This window comes from Stutzerimonas chloritidismutans (genome assembly GCF_038562055.1).
Classification (GTDB): domain Bacteria; phylum Pseudomonadota; class Gammaproteobacteria; order Pseudomonadales; family Pseudomonadaceae; genus Stutzerimonas; species Stutzerimonas chloritidismutans_A.
On the sequence record NZ_JBCFXD010000002.1, the window covers coordinates 488,245 to 502,074 of the forward strand.

A 13,830-nucleotide genomic window follows, 5' to 3' on the forward strand; every position below is an offset into this window, starting at 1 on the left:
CCGACGCCGCTCAGGCAAACCAAGTCTAAAGACTTGTATCGATCGCCGAGGCCACCCGCAACGCTTTTGCACGCGCGGCCTCTACCGATGCGTCACGGGCCAGTGCAACGCCCATACGCCGCCGGCCGCTGAGACCGGGCTTGCCAAACAGGCGCAGCGCAGTATCCGGCTCGTCCAATGCAGCAGCCAGGTTGCCGAAGCTCACTTGGTCTGACTCACCCTCCACCAGCACCACGGCGGAAGCAGACGGACCGAACTGACGAATTGCCGGAATCGGCAGTCCGAGGATCGCGCGCGCGTGCAAGGCGAACTCGGACAGGTCCTGGGAGATGAGGGTTACCAGCCCCGTATCATGCGGCCGCGGTGAAACCTCGCAAAACCACACCTTGTCGCCCTTGATGAAAAGCTCGACGCCAAAGATGCCGCGCCCACCCAAGGCATCGGTAACCGCCAAGGCGATTCGCTCGGCCTCCGCCATCGCGACGACGGTCATAGACTGCGGTTGCCACGACTCCTGGTAGTCCCCTTTTTCCTGACGATGCCCGACCGGCAGGCAGAAGGTAGTCCCGCCTGCATGGCGGACCGTCAGCAAGGTAATCTCGTAGTCGAAATCGATGAAGCCCTCCACGATCACGCGCCCTTTCCCCGCGCGACCGCCGGCCTGGGCATACTCCCAGGCCTTGAGAAGATCGTCTTCACTACGCAAAACCGATTGTCCTTTGCCTGACGAGCTCATCACAGGCTTGATCAAGCAGGGAAAGCCAAGCTCGGAGACCGCCGCGCTGCACGCTTCCAGGGAATCAGCGAAGCGGTATGGCGAGGTTGGTAACCCCAGCTCTTCGGCAGCCAGTCGGCGGATACCCTCCCGATTCATGGTGAGCTGCGCGGCCCGCGCGGTAGGGATAACGGTATAGCCTTCGCATTCCAGCTCCACTAGAGTCGCAGTGGCAATCGCCTCGATCTCGGGAACGATGAAATGCGGATCCTCCTGCTCGATGATGGCCCGCAATGCTGCACCGTCGAGCATGTCGATCACATGATGGCGGTGCGCGACCTGCATGGCCGGTGCGTTGGCATAGCGGTCCACCGCGATGACTTCCACGCCCAGACGCTGAAGCTCGATGACCAGCTCTTTTCCAAGCTCACCAGAACCACAAAGCAGCACGCGGGTAGCACTGGCCGATAACGGCGTACCAATTCGGGGCATGACGTTCCTCGCAATACGGAAAAGGGAAAGATGATCGGCAGTATGGTGCGCTTCGACTAAAACAGCAGACCGTTTTGGCGAGCACGCTCGTGACAACGCAACAGCACCTGTCGCCGCTCAGGATTATCCATGCGCCCCCAGCGCCGAATCTCATCGATACTACGCTGGCAGCCCGTGCAGATATCGTCTTCGTCCAGCGCGCAGACGCTTACGCAGGGGGACGCCACTGGCTTCTCAGCGACTATCAATCGTCCTGCTCCGCCAGCTCATTCGCATAGCGCCGAGCGTTGTGCACGTAGTGCGCCGCGCTGGCTTCGAGCATTTTCTTCTGCTGCTCTGTCAGTTCACGGACCACCTTACCTGGCGAACCAACCACCAACGAACCGTCCGGAATCTCTTTGCCCTCAGCAATCAGAGTGTTGGCGCCAATGATGCAGTATTTACCGATCTTCGCGCCGTTGAGAATCACGGCATTGATACCAACCAGGCTGTAGTCACCCACGGAGCAGCCGTGCAGCATGGCGTTGTGACCGACAGTTACTCCGGTACCCAGTGTCAGCGGATAACCCATATCAGTGTGCATAACGCTGCCGTCCTGCACATTGCTGTTCTCACCGATATGGATCAACTCGTTGTCACCACGCAGCACGGCACCAAACCAGACGTTGGCGCCGGCATCGAGGCGAATGCTGCCCACCAGCGTGGCGTTTGGTGCTACCCAGCTCTGCGGATGGGTTTCAACGCGGGAATCACCCAAGCGATATTTCACGATTATGACCTCTTCTGACTCAGATCGATGTAGGAGGCGGGAGGCCGGCGCATTTCGATCCCGGCGTCATACACCAGATTGACTAACTCGACGACCATGATCGCTGTCAGACCCCAGATCTTGTATTCGCCATATTGGTAAGACGGGACGTACCACGCGCCGCCCTGGTAGTCGATCCGGTGGGTTACGTCACGCGCATCCTCGCAGAAGAACTCCAGCGGGACGGAAAACACCGACGCGATTTCCGCATCGTTGGCGCGATATTCGACGTAGTCCGGGACGATCCCGACATAGGGCGTGACATGAATGCCGTGCAGTGACACCAGACTGCTCAAAGGCCCAACAATCTCAACTATCCCCGGCGCTAGCCCGACCTCCTCCTCAGCCTCGCGCAAAGCGGTGTGGATAAGGTCACGATCCTCCGGATCGCGTCGCCCCCCAGGGAATGCCACCTCACCGCCATGAGTAGAAAGACCACTGGCGCGCAGGGTCAGCACCAGTTCCGGCGAGTCACTGCGGGTAATGGGCATCAGTACGGCCGCCTCGGGCATCCTGCCTTCCGGCTCCAGAAGATGCGGAGAGTAATCACGCACCCGTTGGAGAATCTTGTCCAGCATCGAACTTCTCTTTCTGTCTTTGCCTGGCATCATGGCATGAATCACCGAGGCGCCCAAGACAGGTCGAACCAAAATCCAGCGACCCTAGCGCCCCTGGCAAAGACGCGTTCGACGAGGCCAACCCTTGCTGGCAAACTTTCCCCGGCAAGCCGGCTCTCAGCAATAGCCGGCTCGGTGATCGAAACTGGATCAGCAACCACTGCAACCGAAGGAGTCGCGATGAAATTCTGTAGCCAGTGCGGCGACTCGGTCATATCGCGGGTACCCGACGGCGATAATAGGCAACGTTTCGTCTGCACGTCCTGCGATACGATCCACTACCAAAACCCACGCATCGTTGCCGGGTGTTTGCCCGTCTGGAATGAGTGTGTGCTGCTTTGCCGGCGCGCCATCGAGCCACGACGGGGCTATTGGACACTGCCGGCCGGCTTTATGGAAAACGGCGAAACCGTTCCACAGGCCGCAGAACGGGAAACGCTCGAGGAAGCCTGCGCCCACGTCACAGGTCTGCAGCTGTATACACTGTTCGACTTGCCGCATATAAACCAGGTCTACATGTTCTTCCGCGCCGAGCTGGTCGACGAACGATTCAGCCCTGGAGACGAAAGCCTCGAAGTCCGGCTCTTTCGACAAACCGATATCCCTTGGTCAGAGCTGGCTTTTCCGACCGTCGGCCGTACCCTAGAATACTTCTTCGCCGACCGGGTGCAGCAGGCCTTCCCGGTGCGCAACGAAGCCATCGAAGCAATGCGGGTGGCGCGCAAACAGGTCTGATGCAGTTTTGATTCAGGATTCGCCCCAATGCGCTGGCTGTTAGCAATAGTCTGCTTTAGTTTCGCCACCCTCTCTTACGCAAACGCGGCCCCCACCCTCGACGACTCGTTCATCGACAAGGTTCTGGTGGTCAAGTCCGAGCGCAAGCTTCACTTGATCAGCCGCGGCGTCAGCATGAAAAGCTACCGTGTGTCTCTCGGCAAACAAGCAGGCCCCAAACAACGCGAAGGAGACCAGCGCACCCCTGAAGGTCTTTACTGGATCGACTGGCGCAAAGTCTCAGACAAGTACAACCTGGCGATGCACATCTCTTACCCGAACGCCAAGGACCTGGCACGCGCGAGCAGCGAGGGCGCGAGACCGGGCAGCATGATCATGTTGCATGGCACGCCGCTCGACGAAGAATACCCCGAGTGGTACTTCCACACGCTCGACTGGACGGAAGGCTGCATCGCCCTGAAGAACGACGATATGCGCGAAATCTGGAGTCTGGTTAAAGACGGCACCTTGATAGAAATTCGCCCATGAACGAGCGCCGAGCTTGGCAATAGGCAAGGCCGCGCGCTAGGGTGAAAGCCATTTTTCTCGCTATTCGACCTCTCATGACGAAGCGCCCCTCCGACGAACAACTGCAGCTGGATCACCAGCTGTGTTTCGCCCTGTATTCTGCCTCTCTGCAGATGACCAAAGCGTACAAGCCGCTTTTGCAGAGCATCGGCCTCACCTACCCGCAATACCTGGCCATGCTAGTCCTTTGGGAGCGAGACGGCCTGACCGTCGGGGAGATCAGCGCGCGCTTGCTGACCGAACCCGGGTCATTGACCCCTTTGCTCAAGCGCCTGGAGGCCGAAGGCCTGATCAGCCGGACCCGCAGCAGCCGCGACGAGCGAGTGGTCGAACTGCGTCTCACGGAGGCCGGGCGGGCCATGAAAGTGCAGGCTCGCGACTTTCCGGCCTGCATGCTCGAATGCACAGGGCAATCACAAGAAGCGTTGTTGGCACTACGCGATCAGCTCGTTTCCCTTAGAAGCGCATTGCTGGCCCGCGACTAACTGCACTCCTCCTCCACACCTTGATGCAAGCGCAGGGACATTGAAGCAATTTTATCTTGCGCGATAAATATTATCGCGATAGCTTAAATGGACTACCCATTCTTGGAGGACGCGAATCATGCAAAGCATCAAGGCTCTCTATACCGCCACGGCCACCGCAACCGGCGGTCGCGATGGCCGTGCTGTATCACCGGGCGGCCTACTCGACCTGAAACTGTCTACGCCTCGCGAGCTCGGCGGCCAAGGCGGCGATGGCACCAATCCGGAGCAGCTCTTCGCCGCGGGGTATTCGGCTTGCTTCATTGGCGCACTCAAGTTTGTCGCGAGCCAGCTGAAGCAGCCGCTTCCTGCCGACACTTCGGTCTCGGGTCAGGTCGGCATAGGCCAGATTCCCGGAGGTTTCGGTCTTGAAGTGGAGCTGAACGTCAATCTTCCAGGCCTGGAGCAGACCGCAGCCGAGCAGCTGACCGAAGCGGCGCACCAAGTCTGTCCCTATTCCAACGCTACACGTGGGAACATCGAAGTACGCCTGAACGTCAGCGTCTGACTAGCTAGTCATGATGCAAAAAAGCCGAGTCACCCGTGGCGACTCGGCCTTTCGTCAAACATAAATCAGAACTGCAGGTCGGACAGCCGCCATACCTCGAAGGCAGGCGTTTCATAAGGATGAGTGCGCTTGAGCGCCTTGACGCTGTCGTGTATCAGCTCATCAGCGACCACCAACTCGACCTTCCACTCGGATACTGATTGAATCTGGCCCTGCTGCCCTAGATACGGCGTGCTGCCCTCCAGCGGGCGATATTGCCCATGCCCCAGCACCTGCCAACAGCAACTGTCGTACGCACCGATACGCCCGGCACCCGCCGCGAAAACCGCTTTCTTGACGGCATCCAGATGGCTCTCGGGCACATAGAAACACAGCTTATACATCAACATCTCCGCACTGAAAAACGGTTAGCAGAGCATGGGCTCCGCCAGGTGGATTATGTTCAGGTCCAGAGCGTCCTTGCGTGGCCCAGGTCAAGCTCAGACGTTGACCTCGGTGCTTGGTTCAGCGGTTGCAGGGTTACCACTACAGGCAAGAAAAAGCCCGAAGCGCTCGCACGCTTCGGGCTTTTTATCTCAGTTCAACTTCAATCCACCCATACCCGCGCATTGCGGAACATGCGCATCCAGCCGCCGTCTTCCTGCCACTCGTCCGGACGCCAGGAGTTGGTCACGGCACGGAATACCCGTTCCGGGTGCGGCATCATGATCGTCACACGCCCGTCCCGAGTGGTCAGCCCGGTTATGCCACGAGGCGAACCGCCAGGGTTGGCCGGATACCGTTCGGTGACCTTGCCGTGATTATCGATGTAGCGCAGCGCCACCGTACCGGACAAATCGGCTTCAAGCAGCGCTTCCTCGCTTTCGAATTCCGCGTGACCTTCGCCGTGCGCAATGGCGATCGGCAAGCGCGATCCAGCCATACCCTGAAGGAAGATCGACGGCGAATCCTGGATTTGAACCATCGCCACACGCGCCTCGAACTGCTCGGAACGGTTACGCACGAAGTGCGGCCAGGACTCGCTGCCAGGCACCAATTCATGGAGATTGGACAGCATCTGGCACCCGTTGCAAACGCCAAGGGCAAAACTGTCCTTACGCTCAAAGAAGGCACTGAAATCTTCACGCGCGCGAGCATTAAACAGTATCGACTTGGCCCAGCCTTCGCCGGCGCCCAGCACGTCGCCGTAAGAAAAACCGCCACAAGCAACCAGCCCCTTGAAGCGCTCAAGGCTGATGCGACCTGACAGGATGTCACTCATGTGCACGTCGACTGCGGCGAAACCCGCGCGATCAAACGCAGCCGCCATTTCAGTCTGACCGTTGACGCCCTGCTCACGAAGGATGGCCACCTCAGGCCGCACACCACGCTTGATATAAGGCGCAGCGATATTGTCATTCACGTCGAAGCCCAAGGTAACGCCCAACCCGGGATTGTCTTCTTCAAGCAGAGCGTCGAACTCCTGATCGGCGCAGTCGACATTGTCCCGAAGGCGCTGGATCTGATAGCTCGTCTCGGACCACTGCCTCTGCAGCAGGCGGCGATCGCCAGCAAAGACATCGGCGCCCTCGAACTTGATTGCTACATGGCCATTATTGACGGGTTGCCCAATGACCGAAACGCAATCGGCAAGGCCTGCCGCGCTGAACTGCGCGAGCACGATTTGTGTATCGCCCTGACGAACCTGGATCAGGGCTCCTAGCTCTTCGTTGAACAATGCTGCCGGGATCTGAGCGGCCGCTTCAACAAGCGAATCGAGATTCAGGTTAAGGCCGCAATGACCAGCAAAGGCCATTTCCAGTGCCGTAGTCAGCAAGCCGCCGTCGGAGCGGTCGTGGTAAGCCAGCAACAGCCCGTCGGCGTTCAGTCCCTGGACCACGGCGAAAAAGGCTTGCAGATCTTCCGCATCGTCCAGATCCGGCGCCTGACGAGCCATCTGCCCATAGACCTGCGCCAGAATGGACGCACCCATACGGTTCTGGCCGCGGCCAAGATCAATCAAGATCAGGTCGGTTTCGCCCTTGTCCAGACGCAGCTGCGGCGTCAGGGTCTGGCGAATGTCGACAACCGGGGCAAAGCCGGACACCACGAGCGAGAGTGGTGAGGTAACGCTCTTGTCTACGCCCTCCTCGCTCCAACGGGTCTTCATCGACATGGAGTCCTTGCCCACCGGAATGGTGATGCCCAGCTCCGGACACAACTCCATGCCAACCGCCTTGACCGTGTCGAACAGGCGCGCATCCTCGCCTGGATGGCCGGCGGCGGCCATCCAGTTGGCGGAAAGCTTGATGTCGGAAATCTTCTCGATGCGGGCGGCGGCGAGATTGGTCAGCGTTTCGCCGATGGCCATGCGACCCGACGCCGGCGCGTCGAGCAGAGCCAGCGGCGTACGCTCACCCATGGCCATGGCTTCACCGGTATAGACATCGTAGCTGGTGGCCGTAACCGCGCAGTCGGCCACCGGCACCTGCCAGGGCCCGACCATCTGATCGCGGGCGACCATGCCGGTGATACTGCGATCACCGATGGTGATCAGGAAGCTCTTGCTTGCGACCGCAGGGTGATGAAGCACACGATCAATCGCCTCGGACAGCTCGACCTGATCAGCTGAAAAGTCATCCCCCAGTTCGGCTTCACGAACGGCGCTGCGGTGCATGCGCGGCGCTTTGCCGAGCAAAACGTTGAGCGGCATATCGACCGGCTTATCACCGAAATGGCTGTCGGCCACCGTCAGGTGCGGCTCGGCCGTGGCTTCGCCGACTACGGCGAAGGGGCAACGCTCACGCTTGCAGATCTCTTCGAAACGCTCGAGATCAGCCGCATCGACCGACAGGACATACCGCTCCTGGGACTCATTGCACCAGATCTCATGCGGTGCCATGCCTGGCTCATCGTTAGGCACTTTGCGCAGTTCGAAACGACCGCCACGACCGCCGTCATTGACCAACTCAGGGAAAGCGTTGGAAAGGCCGCCGGCACCGACGTCGTGGATGAACTTGATCGGGTTTTTGTCGCCGAGCTGCCAGCAGCGATCGATAACTTCCTGACAGCGGCGTTCCATCTCCGGGTTGTCACGCTGCACTGACGCGAAATCCAGATCGGCCGAACTGCTACCCGTCGCCATGGAGGATGCCGCGCCGCCGCCCAGACCGATAAGCATCGCCGGACCGCCGAGCACGATCAGTTTGCCGCCGACCGAGATTTCGGCTTTCTGAACATGGTCTTCGCGGATGTTGCCCATACCGCCGGCCAACATGATCGGCTTGTGATATCCACGAACTTCCTCGCCGCGCGGCGTGCTGACCGCCTGCTCGAAGGTTCGGAAATATCCGTTCAGAGCCGGACGACCGAATTCATTGTTAAACGCCGCGCCACCCAGCGGGCCTTCGATCATGATATCGAGCGGCGTGACGATGCGCTCAGGCTTGCCGTAGGGCACTTCCCAAGGCTGTTCAAAGCCTGGGATGTTGAGGTTGGAGACGGTGAACCCGGTCAGACCGGCCTTCGGCTTGGCGCCACGTCCGGTTGCGCCCTCATCTCGGATTTCGCCACCGGAGCCGGTAGCCGCACCCGGGAATGGGGCAATGGCGGTCGGGTGGTTGTGCGTTTCGACCTTCATCAAGATGTGCACGGGCTGCTGGTTCGCCGCATATTCGCCCGTTTCCGCGTCTGGGTAGAACCGTCCAGCCACATTGCCCACGATGACCGCGGCGTTGTCCTTGTAAGCGGACAGCACGCCTTCGCCGTGCATCTGGAAGGTGTTCTTGATCATGCCGAACAGCGACTTGTCCTGGTTTTCACCATCGATATCCCAGCTGGCATTGAAAATCTTGTGACGGCAATGCTCGGAGTTGGCCTGCGCAAACATCATCAGCTCGATGTCGTGCGGATTACGCCCAAGACCGTTGAAGCTGGTAACAAGGTAATCGATCTCATCTTCGGCTAAAGCCAGACCCAACTCCACATTGGCCTGTTCCAGCGCGGCACGTCCGCCGCCTATTACATCGATCGCGCGCAGCGGTTTGGGTTGTGCGTGGCTAAACAAATCCGCCGCGCCCTCGAACTGCTCGAGCACCAGCTGAGTCATCCTGTCATGCAGGACCGCTGCGATGAGGCCCGCGTCGGCCTCCGAGAAATCACCTTCGACATAGTAGGCAATGCCGCGCTCAAGGCGCTGAATCTTGTCGAGGCCGCAATTGCGCGCAATGTCGCTGGCCTTGCTCGACCAGGGCGAGATGGTGCCGAAGCGCGGAATCACTAGAAACAGTCGGCCTGCAGGTTCCTGTACCGGAACGCTGGGACCATATTTCAACAGCCGGGCCAGTACTTGCTGCTCGTCCGCACCAAGCGTGCCGGACACCTCGGCGAAATGAGCAAACTCGGCGTACAACCCGCGCACCGCGGGGACCTTATCGGTCAATTGGGCCAGGAGCTTACCGTGACGGAAGGCGGAAAGAGCGGGAGCACCGCGCAGGATCAACATCGTCGGAACAGCCTCGGAGGGGGGAGCAGTCGGGCCGCGTATTCTAGCCCATGACGGCGCCCGAGGCTAAGGGGACGCCGTCGAATTAAGCTCGGAGATAGAAGCTGAACACTCAGTCAAAACTGAGCGTTCAGCCCGATGCAGCGAACAGTCAATGCAGAATCTGACTGAGGAACAGCTTGGTGCGCTCATTGCTTGGATTGGTGAAGAAGGTCTCAGGGTCAGCCTCCTCTACAATCTCGCCCTTATCCATGAAAATCACCCGATCAGCGACGGTGCGCGCGAAGCCCATTTCATGAGTCACGCAAAGCATCGTCATACCGCTCTCGGCGAGGCCGACCATGGTATCGAGCACCTCCTTCACCATCTCCGGGTCCAGTGCCGAGGTGGGCTCGTCGAACAGCATGATCTTTGGCTTCATGCAAAGCGCCCGCGCAATCGCGACCCGCTGCTGCTGACCGCCAGACAGCTGCCCTGGAAACTTGTCGGCTTGCTCCGGGATACGTACCCGCTCGAGATAATGCATGGCGACCTCCTCAGCCTGGCGCCGGGGCATCTTTCGTACCCACATTGGAGCCAGCGTGCAGTTCTGCAGCACCGTGAGATGGGGGAACAGGTTGAAGTGCTGGAATACCATGCCGACTTCGCTGCGGATCGCTTCGATCTGCTTGAGGTCATTGGTTAGCTCAACACCATTGATGACGATGCGACCCTGCTGGTGCTCTTCCAGCCGGTTGAGGCAGCGAATGGTCGTGGATTTACCCGAGCCGGACGGACCGCAAAGGACAATACGTTCGCCCTGGGTGACGTTCAGGTTGATGTCCTTGAGCACGTGAAACTGACCGAACCACTTGTGCACACCCTGCATCTGGATCACGGCCTCACCAGACTGCTCGGGCTGCTGGCTATTCAAAGATGTTTCATTCATAAGTGTCGCTCCTAATTCCGGTGACCCGTGTCGAGCTTGCGTTCCAGATGCATGGAATAGCGCGACATGCCAAAACAGAAAATCCAGTAGACCAACGCCGCAAACACATACCCCTCGGTCGACATGCCCAGCCAGGCAGGGTCCGAGGTGGCGCGCTTGATGCTGTTGAGGAAGTCGAACAGGCCGATGATGATCACCAGGCTCGTGTCCTTGAACAGTGCGATGAAGGTGTTGACGATGCCCGGAATGACCATCTTCAGCGCCTGCGGCAGGATGACTAGAATCATGCTGCGCCAGTAGCCCAGGCCCATAGCCGCAGCCGCCTCGTATTGGCCTTTGGGGATGGCCTGCAAACCTCCGCGCACGACTTCGGCGATGTAAGCCGCCTCGAAGAAAATCACCATCACCATAGCGCGCATCAGCTTGTCGAGGTTCATGCCCTCAGGCAGGAACAACGGCAGCATCACCGAGGACATGAACAGCACGGTGATCAGCGGGACACCACGCCAGAACTCGATAAAAGTGATGCACAGTACCCGGATCGCCGGCATGTCAGAACGCCGTCCAAGCGCCAGCAGGATTCCGAGCGGCAGCGCCCCAGCGATACCAACGGCCGCAATGACGATGGTCAGCATCAGCCCGCCCCAGCGGCTCGTGGGTACTGTTTCCAGCCCAAGAAAACCACCATGCAGCAACCAGTAGGCAACCAGCGGGTAAATCACCAGAAAGGCGATACCGTAACTTGCTTTATGCCGCATCTGCTTCAGGAACAGCGGCGCGGCACCGATGATGGCGAGCCAGGCAGTGGCATCCACCCGCCAGCGCAGCTCCGGTGGGTAAAAACCGTACATGAATTGACTGAAACGCGTCTGTACGAACACCCAGCAGGCCCCCTCACGACTGCAGTCGGCACGGGTTTCACCGGTCCAATCGGCCTTGATGATGGCCCAGTCGATGAGGGGCGGCACTATCAACCAGATCAGATAGAGACCGACCAAGGTCAGCAGCGTATTGATCCAGCTAGAAAACAGATTGGTCCGCATCCAGCCCAGCACACCAATATTGGTGGACGGTGCCGGCAGGTCCGGTTTGAAAGTATGGCTTGTCATGCGCTGGTCCTCACCGTTCGATTAGCGCAATGCGCTTGTTGTACCAGTTCATCAGCAGCGAAATGCTGATGCTGATGGCGAGGTACACACTCATGGTGATGGCCATGGTCTCGATCGCCTGGCCGGTCTGGTTGAGTACCGTGCCGGCAAACAGCGAAACCATGTCGGGATAACCGATCGCAGCCGCTAGCGAAGAGTTTTTCGCTAGGTTGAGGTATTGGCTGGTGAGTGGCGGAATGATCACCCGCATGGCCTGGGGAATAATCACCAGACGCAACACCCGTCCCGGACGAAGGCCCAACGAAGCGGCCGCTTCGGTCTGCCCGTGGCTGACCGACTGGATACCTGCACGGACTGTCTCACCGATAAAAGCCGCGGTGTAGATAGATAACGCAAGCACAATCGACACCAGCTCGGGGATCACTACCCAGCCGCCGCGAATGTTGAAACGCTGAAGCTCGGGCACTTCCCAAAGAAAAGGCGCGCCCATAACCAGCGAGCAGATCGAAGGGATTGCGATAAACAATGCCAGACTGGCTGAAAACACGGGAAAAGTCTGTCCCGTTGCATGGCGCCGAGCGCGTGCCCAGCGATTGAGCATGACGATAGCCACCAGCGCCACCAACATCGCCACCCAGAACGACCAGAAACCTTCCCCGGCGCTAGGTGCCGGCATCTGCACGCCTCGGTTGTTGATGAACACCACGTCCCAAAGACTCAGGCTTTCTCGCGGTCCTGGCAGTGGGCTGAGCACTGCGAAGTAGACGAAGAAAATCTGTAGCAATGGCGGGATGTTGCGAAACGTCTCTATATAGACAGTCGCGATCTTGCGTATCAGCCAATTGGGTGAAAGCCGCGCCACCCCGAGGATGAACCCGATGATAGTCGCCAGGATGATCCCGATGATGCTGACCAGCAGCGTGTTCAGCAGGCCAACCCAGAAGACACGACCATAAGAGTCGCTCTCGCTGTAGTCGATTAGATGCTGGGAAATGCCGAAACCGGCAGCGTTATCGAGAAAACCGAAGCCTGAAGTGATGCCTCGGTGGGCGAGGTTGGTCTGAGTGTTGTGAAACAGAAACCAGCCGATCGCTACTACTGTTATTACGGCGATGACCTGAAACAGAAAGGCACGCGCCTGCGGGTCCGTGAGCAACGAGCCGCGGGCGGCTCCTGCTTTGGCAATGGTTCGCATCAAGAAACCTCATACGGCGCTGCCGGTGCACAGGCACCGGCAGCGCTCATCCTTGAAACAAGGCTGGCAGAGCGCCGGCCCGGCTCGGTCAACGCACCGGGGGTGCGTACTGCAGACCTCCATTGGTCCAAAGCGCGTTCAGGCCGCGCTCAATCTTCAGATCGCTACCTGAGCCGATATTGCGCTCGAACACTTCGCCATAGTTGCCGACTTGCTTGACGATCTGAACCGCCCAATCCTTAGGTAATTTTAGATCCTTGCCGTATTCACCTTCGGCGCCCAAGAGACGAGCCACGTCAGGATTGTTGGTGTTCTTCGCCTTTTCTTCGACATTGGCCGAAGTGATACCCAGCTCCTCCGCATTGATCATCCCGAACAATGCCCAGCGAACGATATCGAACCATTCTTCATCGCCTTGACGCACGGCCGGGCCGAGTGGTTCTTTGGAGATGACCTCAGGCAAGACGATGTAGTCGTCCGGCTTGGCCAGCTTGATGCGCTGGGCATAAAGCTGGGACTGGTCAGACGTGAGCACGTCGCAACGCCCTGACTCCAGCGACTTGGCGCTTTCGTCGGAAGTGTCGTAGGTGATCGGGGTGTATTTGAGGTTGTTGGCGCGGAAGTAGTCGGAGAGGTTCAGTTCGGTGGTAGTGCCGGCCTGGATGCAGACCGTCGCGCCATCGAGCTCCTTGGCGCTGGAGACGCCAACTGCCTTGTTGACCAGAAATCCCTGCCCGTCGTAGTAGGTCACGCCGGTGAAGTTCAGGCCCATTGCAGCATCGCGTGAACTGGTCCAGGTGGTGTTACGCGACAGCATGTCGACTTCACCGGACTGCAGCGCGGTGAAGCGCTCCTTGGCGGTCAGCGGGCTGTATTTGACCTTGCTCGCATCGCCAAAAACAGCGGCCGCAACGGCACGGCAGATATCCACGTCGATTCCCTTGTACTCGCCCTTGGCATCGGTGTAGGAAAAGCCAGGTAGCCCGTCGCTGACGCCGCATTGCACGAAACCCTTGATCTTCACCGCGTCCAGAGTCGCCCCTGCCTGAGCCAAGCCGCTTGCGCCCAAAAGTGTCGCGGCACCAAGCACGGCCAGTGTGGATTTAACCCTTATCATCGAAACCTCCAGTTTGCTTTTATTCTTGTGGT

The 13,830-nt window shown here is 59.1% G+C and carries 14 protein-coding genes; 4 read left to right on the forward strand and 10 right to left on the reverse strand.

The window, feature by feature from the left end:
• Positions 1-25: 25 nt before the first annotated feature.
• Genes purT through AAGW23_RS05740 form a run of 4 tightly spaced genes read right to left on the reverse strand, consistent with a single transcriptional unit; the run spans position 26 to position 2,593 of the window.
• A complete protein-coding gene (gene purT, locus AAGW23_RS05725) occupies positions 26-1,207 on the reverse strand; it encodes a formate-dependent phosphoribosylglycinamide formyltransferase (RefSeq protein WP_342405364.1) in 1,182 nt (393 codons plus the stop codon).
• Between the two features lie 56 nt (positions 1,208-1,263).
• Positions 1,264-1,455, reverse strand: coding sequence for a DUF1289 domain-containing protein (locus AAGW23_RS05730; RefSeq protein WP_342405365.1), 192 nt, complete (start codon positions 1,453-1,455; stop codon positions 1,264-1,266).
• Positions 1,452-1,976, reverse strand: coding sequence for a gamma carbonic anhydrase family protein (locus tag AAGW23_RS05735; protein ID WP_342405366.1), 525 nt, complete (start codon positions 1,974-1,976; stop codon positions 1,452-1,454). The genes AAGW23_RS05730 and AAGW23_RS05735 overlap by 4 nt, the downstream gene beginning before the upstream one ends.
• 2 nt (positions 1,977-1,978) lie before the next feature.
• Positions 1,979-2,593 (reverse strand): CoA pyrophosphatase, encoded by a 615-nt coding sequence (locus AAGW23_RS05740; protein WP_342405367.1) that lies wholly within the window; start codon positions 2,591-2,593, stop codon positions 1,979-1,981.
• 219 nt (positions 2,594-2,812) lie between these two features.
• On the opposite strand from AAGW23_RS05740, the gene AAGW23_RS05745 reads away from it, so the two are divergent.
• From AAGW23_RS05745 to AAGW23_RS05760, 4 genes are all read left to right on the forward strand, one after another.
• Complete coding sequence (locus AAGW23_RS05745; protein ID WP_342405368.1) at positions 2,813-3,367, forward strand: NUDIX hydrolase; 555 nt, start codon at positions 2,813-2,815, stop codon at positions 3,365-3,367.
• A 27-nt stretch (positions 3,368-3,394) separates the two neighbouring features.
• Complete coding sequence (locus AAGW23_RS05750) at positions 3,395-3,895, forward strand: L,D-transpeptidase family protein (RefSeq protein ID WP_148926673.1); 501 nt, start codon at positions 3,395-3,397, stop codon at positions 3,893-3,895.
• Positions 3,896-3,969: 74 nt separating this feature from the next.
• Positions 3,970-4,419 carry a MarR family winged helix-turn-helix transcriptional regulator gene (locus tag AAGW23_RS05755; protein ID WP_102835701.1) on the forward strand — a complete coding sequence of 150 codons (450 nt, stop codon included), beginning with the start codon at positions 3,970-3,972 and terminating at the stop codon, positions 4,417-4,419.
• Between the two features lie 118 nt (positions 4,420-4,537).
• A complete protein-coding gene (locus AAGW23_RS05760) occupies positions 4,538-4,966 on the forward strand; it encodes an organic hydroperoxide resistance protein (protein WP_342405369.1) in 429 nt (142 codons plus the stop codon).
• Positions 4,967-5,031: 65 nt separating this feature from the next.
• On the opposite strand, the gene AAGW23_RS05765 is transcribed toward AAGW23_RS05760, so the two are convergent.
• The 6 genes from AAGW23_RS05765 to AAGW23_RS05790 all read right to left on the reverse strand — a co-directional run bounded on the left by AAGW23_RS05765 (position 5,032) and on the right by AAGW23_RS05790 (position 13,798).
• On the reverse strand, positions 5,032-5,349 hold the full coding sequence (locus AAGW23_RS05765) for a YqfO family protein (RefSeq protein WP_342405370.1): 318 nt from the start codon (positions 5,347-5,349) through the stop codon (positions 5,032-5,034).
• A 203-nt stretch (positions 5,350-5,552) separates the two neighbouring features.
• Complete coding sequence (gene purL / locus AAGW23_RS05770) at positions 5,553-9,449, reverse strand: phosphoribosylformylglycinamidine synthase (RefSeq protein WP_342405371.1); 3,897 nt, start codon at positions 9,447-9,449, stop codon at positions 5,553-5,555.
• Positions 9,450-9,600: 151 nt separating this feature from the next.
• Positions 9,601-10,377: an amino acid ABC transporter ATP-binding protein gene (locus AAGW23_RS05775; RefSeq protein ID WP_342405372.1), complete on the reverse strand. Its 777-nt coding sequence runs from the start codon at positions 10,375-10,377 to the stop codon at positions 9,601-9,603.
• Between the two features lie 11 nt (positions 10,378-10,388).
• Complete coding sequence (locus tag AAGW23_RS05780; protein ID WP_342405373.1) at positions 10,389-11,486, reverse strand: amino acid ABC transporter permease; 1,098 nt, start codon at positions 11,484-11,486, stop codon at positions 10,389-10,391.
• 10 nt (positions 11,487-11,496) lie between these two features.
• The gene (locus tag AAGW23_RS05785) at positions 11,497-12,681 is read right to left on the reverse strand and encodes an amino acid ABC transporter permease (RefSeq protein ID WP_342405374.1); all 1,185 of its coding nucleotides are present in this window, start codon (positions 12,679-12,681) and stop codon (positions 11,497-11,499) included.
• 88 nt (positions 12,682-12,769) lie between these two features.
• Positions 12,770-13,798, reverse strand: coding sequence for an amino acid ABC transporter substrate-binding protein (locus tag AAGW23_RS05790; protein WP_342405375.1), 1,029 nt, complete (start codon positions 13,796-13,798; stop codon positions 12,770-12,772).
• Positions 13,799-13,830 lie beyond the last annotated feature (32 nt).

Bases quoted from the DNA above. Each gene is read 5' to 3' on its own strand.
- purT (WP_342405364.1), bottom strand. From the start codon at position 1,207: ATGCCCCGAATTGGTACGCCGTTATCGGCCAGTGCTACCCGCGTGCTG.
- AAGW23_RS05740 (WP_342405367.1), bottom strand. From the start codon at position 2,593: ATGCTGGACAAGATTCTCCAACGGGTGCGTGATTACTCTCCGCATCTT.
- AAGW23_RS05745 (WP_342405368.1), top strand. From the start codon at position 2,813: ATGAAATTCTGTAGCCAGTGCGGCGACTCGGTCATATCGCGGGTACCC.
- AAGW23_RS05750 (WP_148926673.1), top strand. From the start codon at position 3,395: ATGCGCTGGCTGTTAGCAATAGTCTGCTTTAGTTTCGCCACCCTCTCT.
- AAGW23_RS05755 (WP_102835701.1), top strand. From the start codon at position 3,970: ATGACGAAGCGCCCCTCCGACGAACAACTGCAGCTGGATCACCAGCTG.
- AAGW23_RS05760 (WP_342405369.1), top strand. From the start codon at position 4,538: ATGCAAAGCATCAAGGCTCTCTATACCGCCACGGCCACCGCAACCGGC.
- AAGW23_RS05765 (WP_342405370.1), bottom strand. From the start codon at position 5,349: ATGTATAAGCTGTGTTTCTATGTGCCCGAGAGCCATCTGGATGCCGTC.
- purL (WP_342405371.1), bottom strand. From the start codon at position 9,449: ATGTTGATCCTGCGCGGTGCTCCCGCTCTTTCCGCCTTCCGTCACGGT.
- AAGW23_RS05775 (WP_342405372.1), bottom strand. From the start codon at position 10,377: ATGAATGAAACATCTTTGAATAGCCAGCAGCCCGAGCAGTCTGGTGAG.
- AAGW23_RS05780 (WP_342405373.1), bottom strand. From the start codon at position 11,486: ATGACAAGCCATACTTTCAAACCGGACCTGCCGGCACCGTCCACCAAT.
- AAGW23_RS05785 (WP_342405374.1), bottom strand. From the start codon at position 12,681: ATGCGAACCATTGCCAAAGCAGGAGCCGCCCGCGGCTCGTTGCTCACG.
- AAGW23_RS05790 (WP_342405375.1), bottom strand. From the start codon at position 13,798: ATGATAAGGGTTAAATCCACACTGGCCGTGCTTGGTGCCGCGACACTT.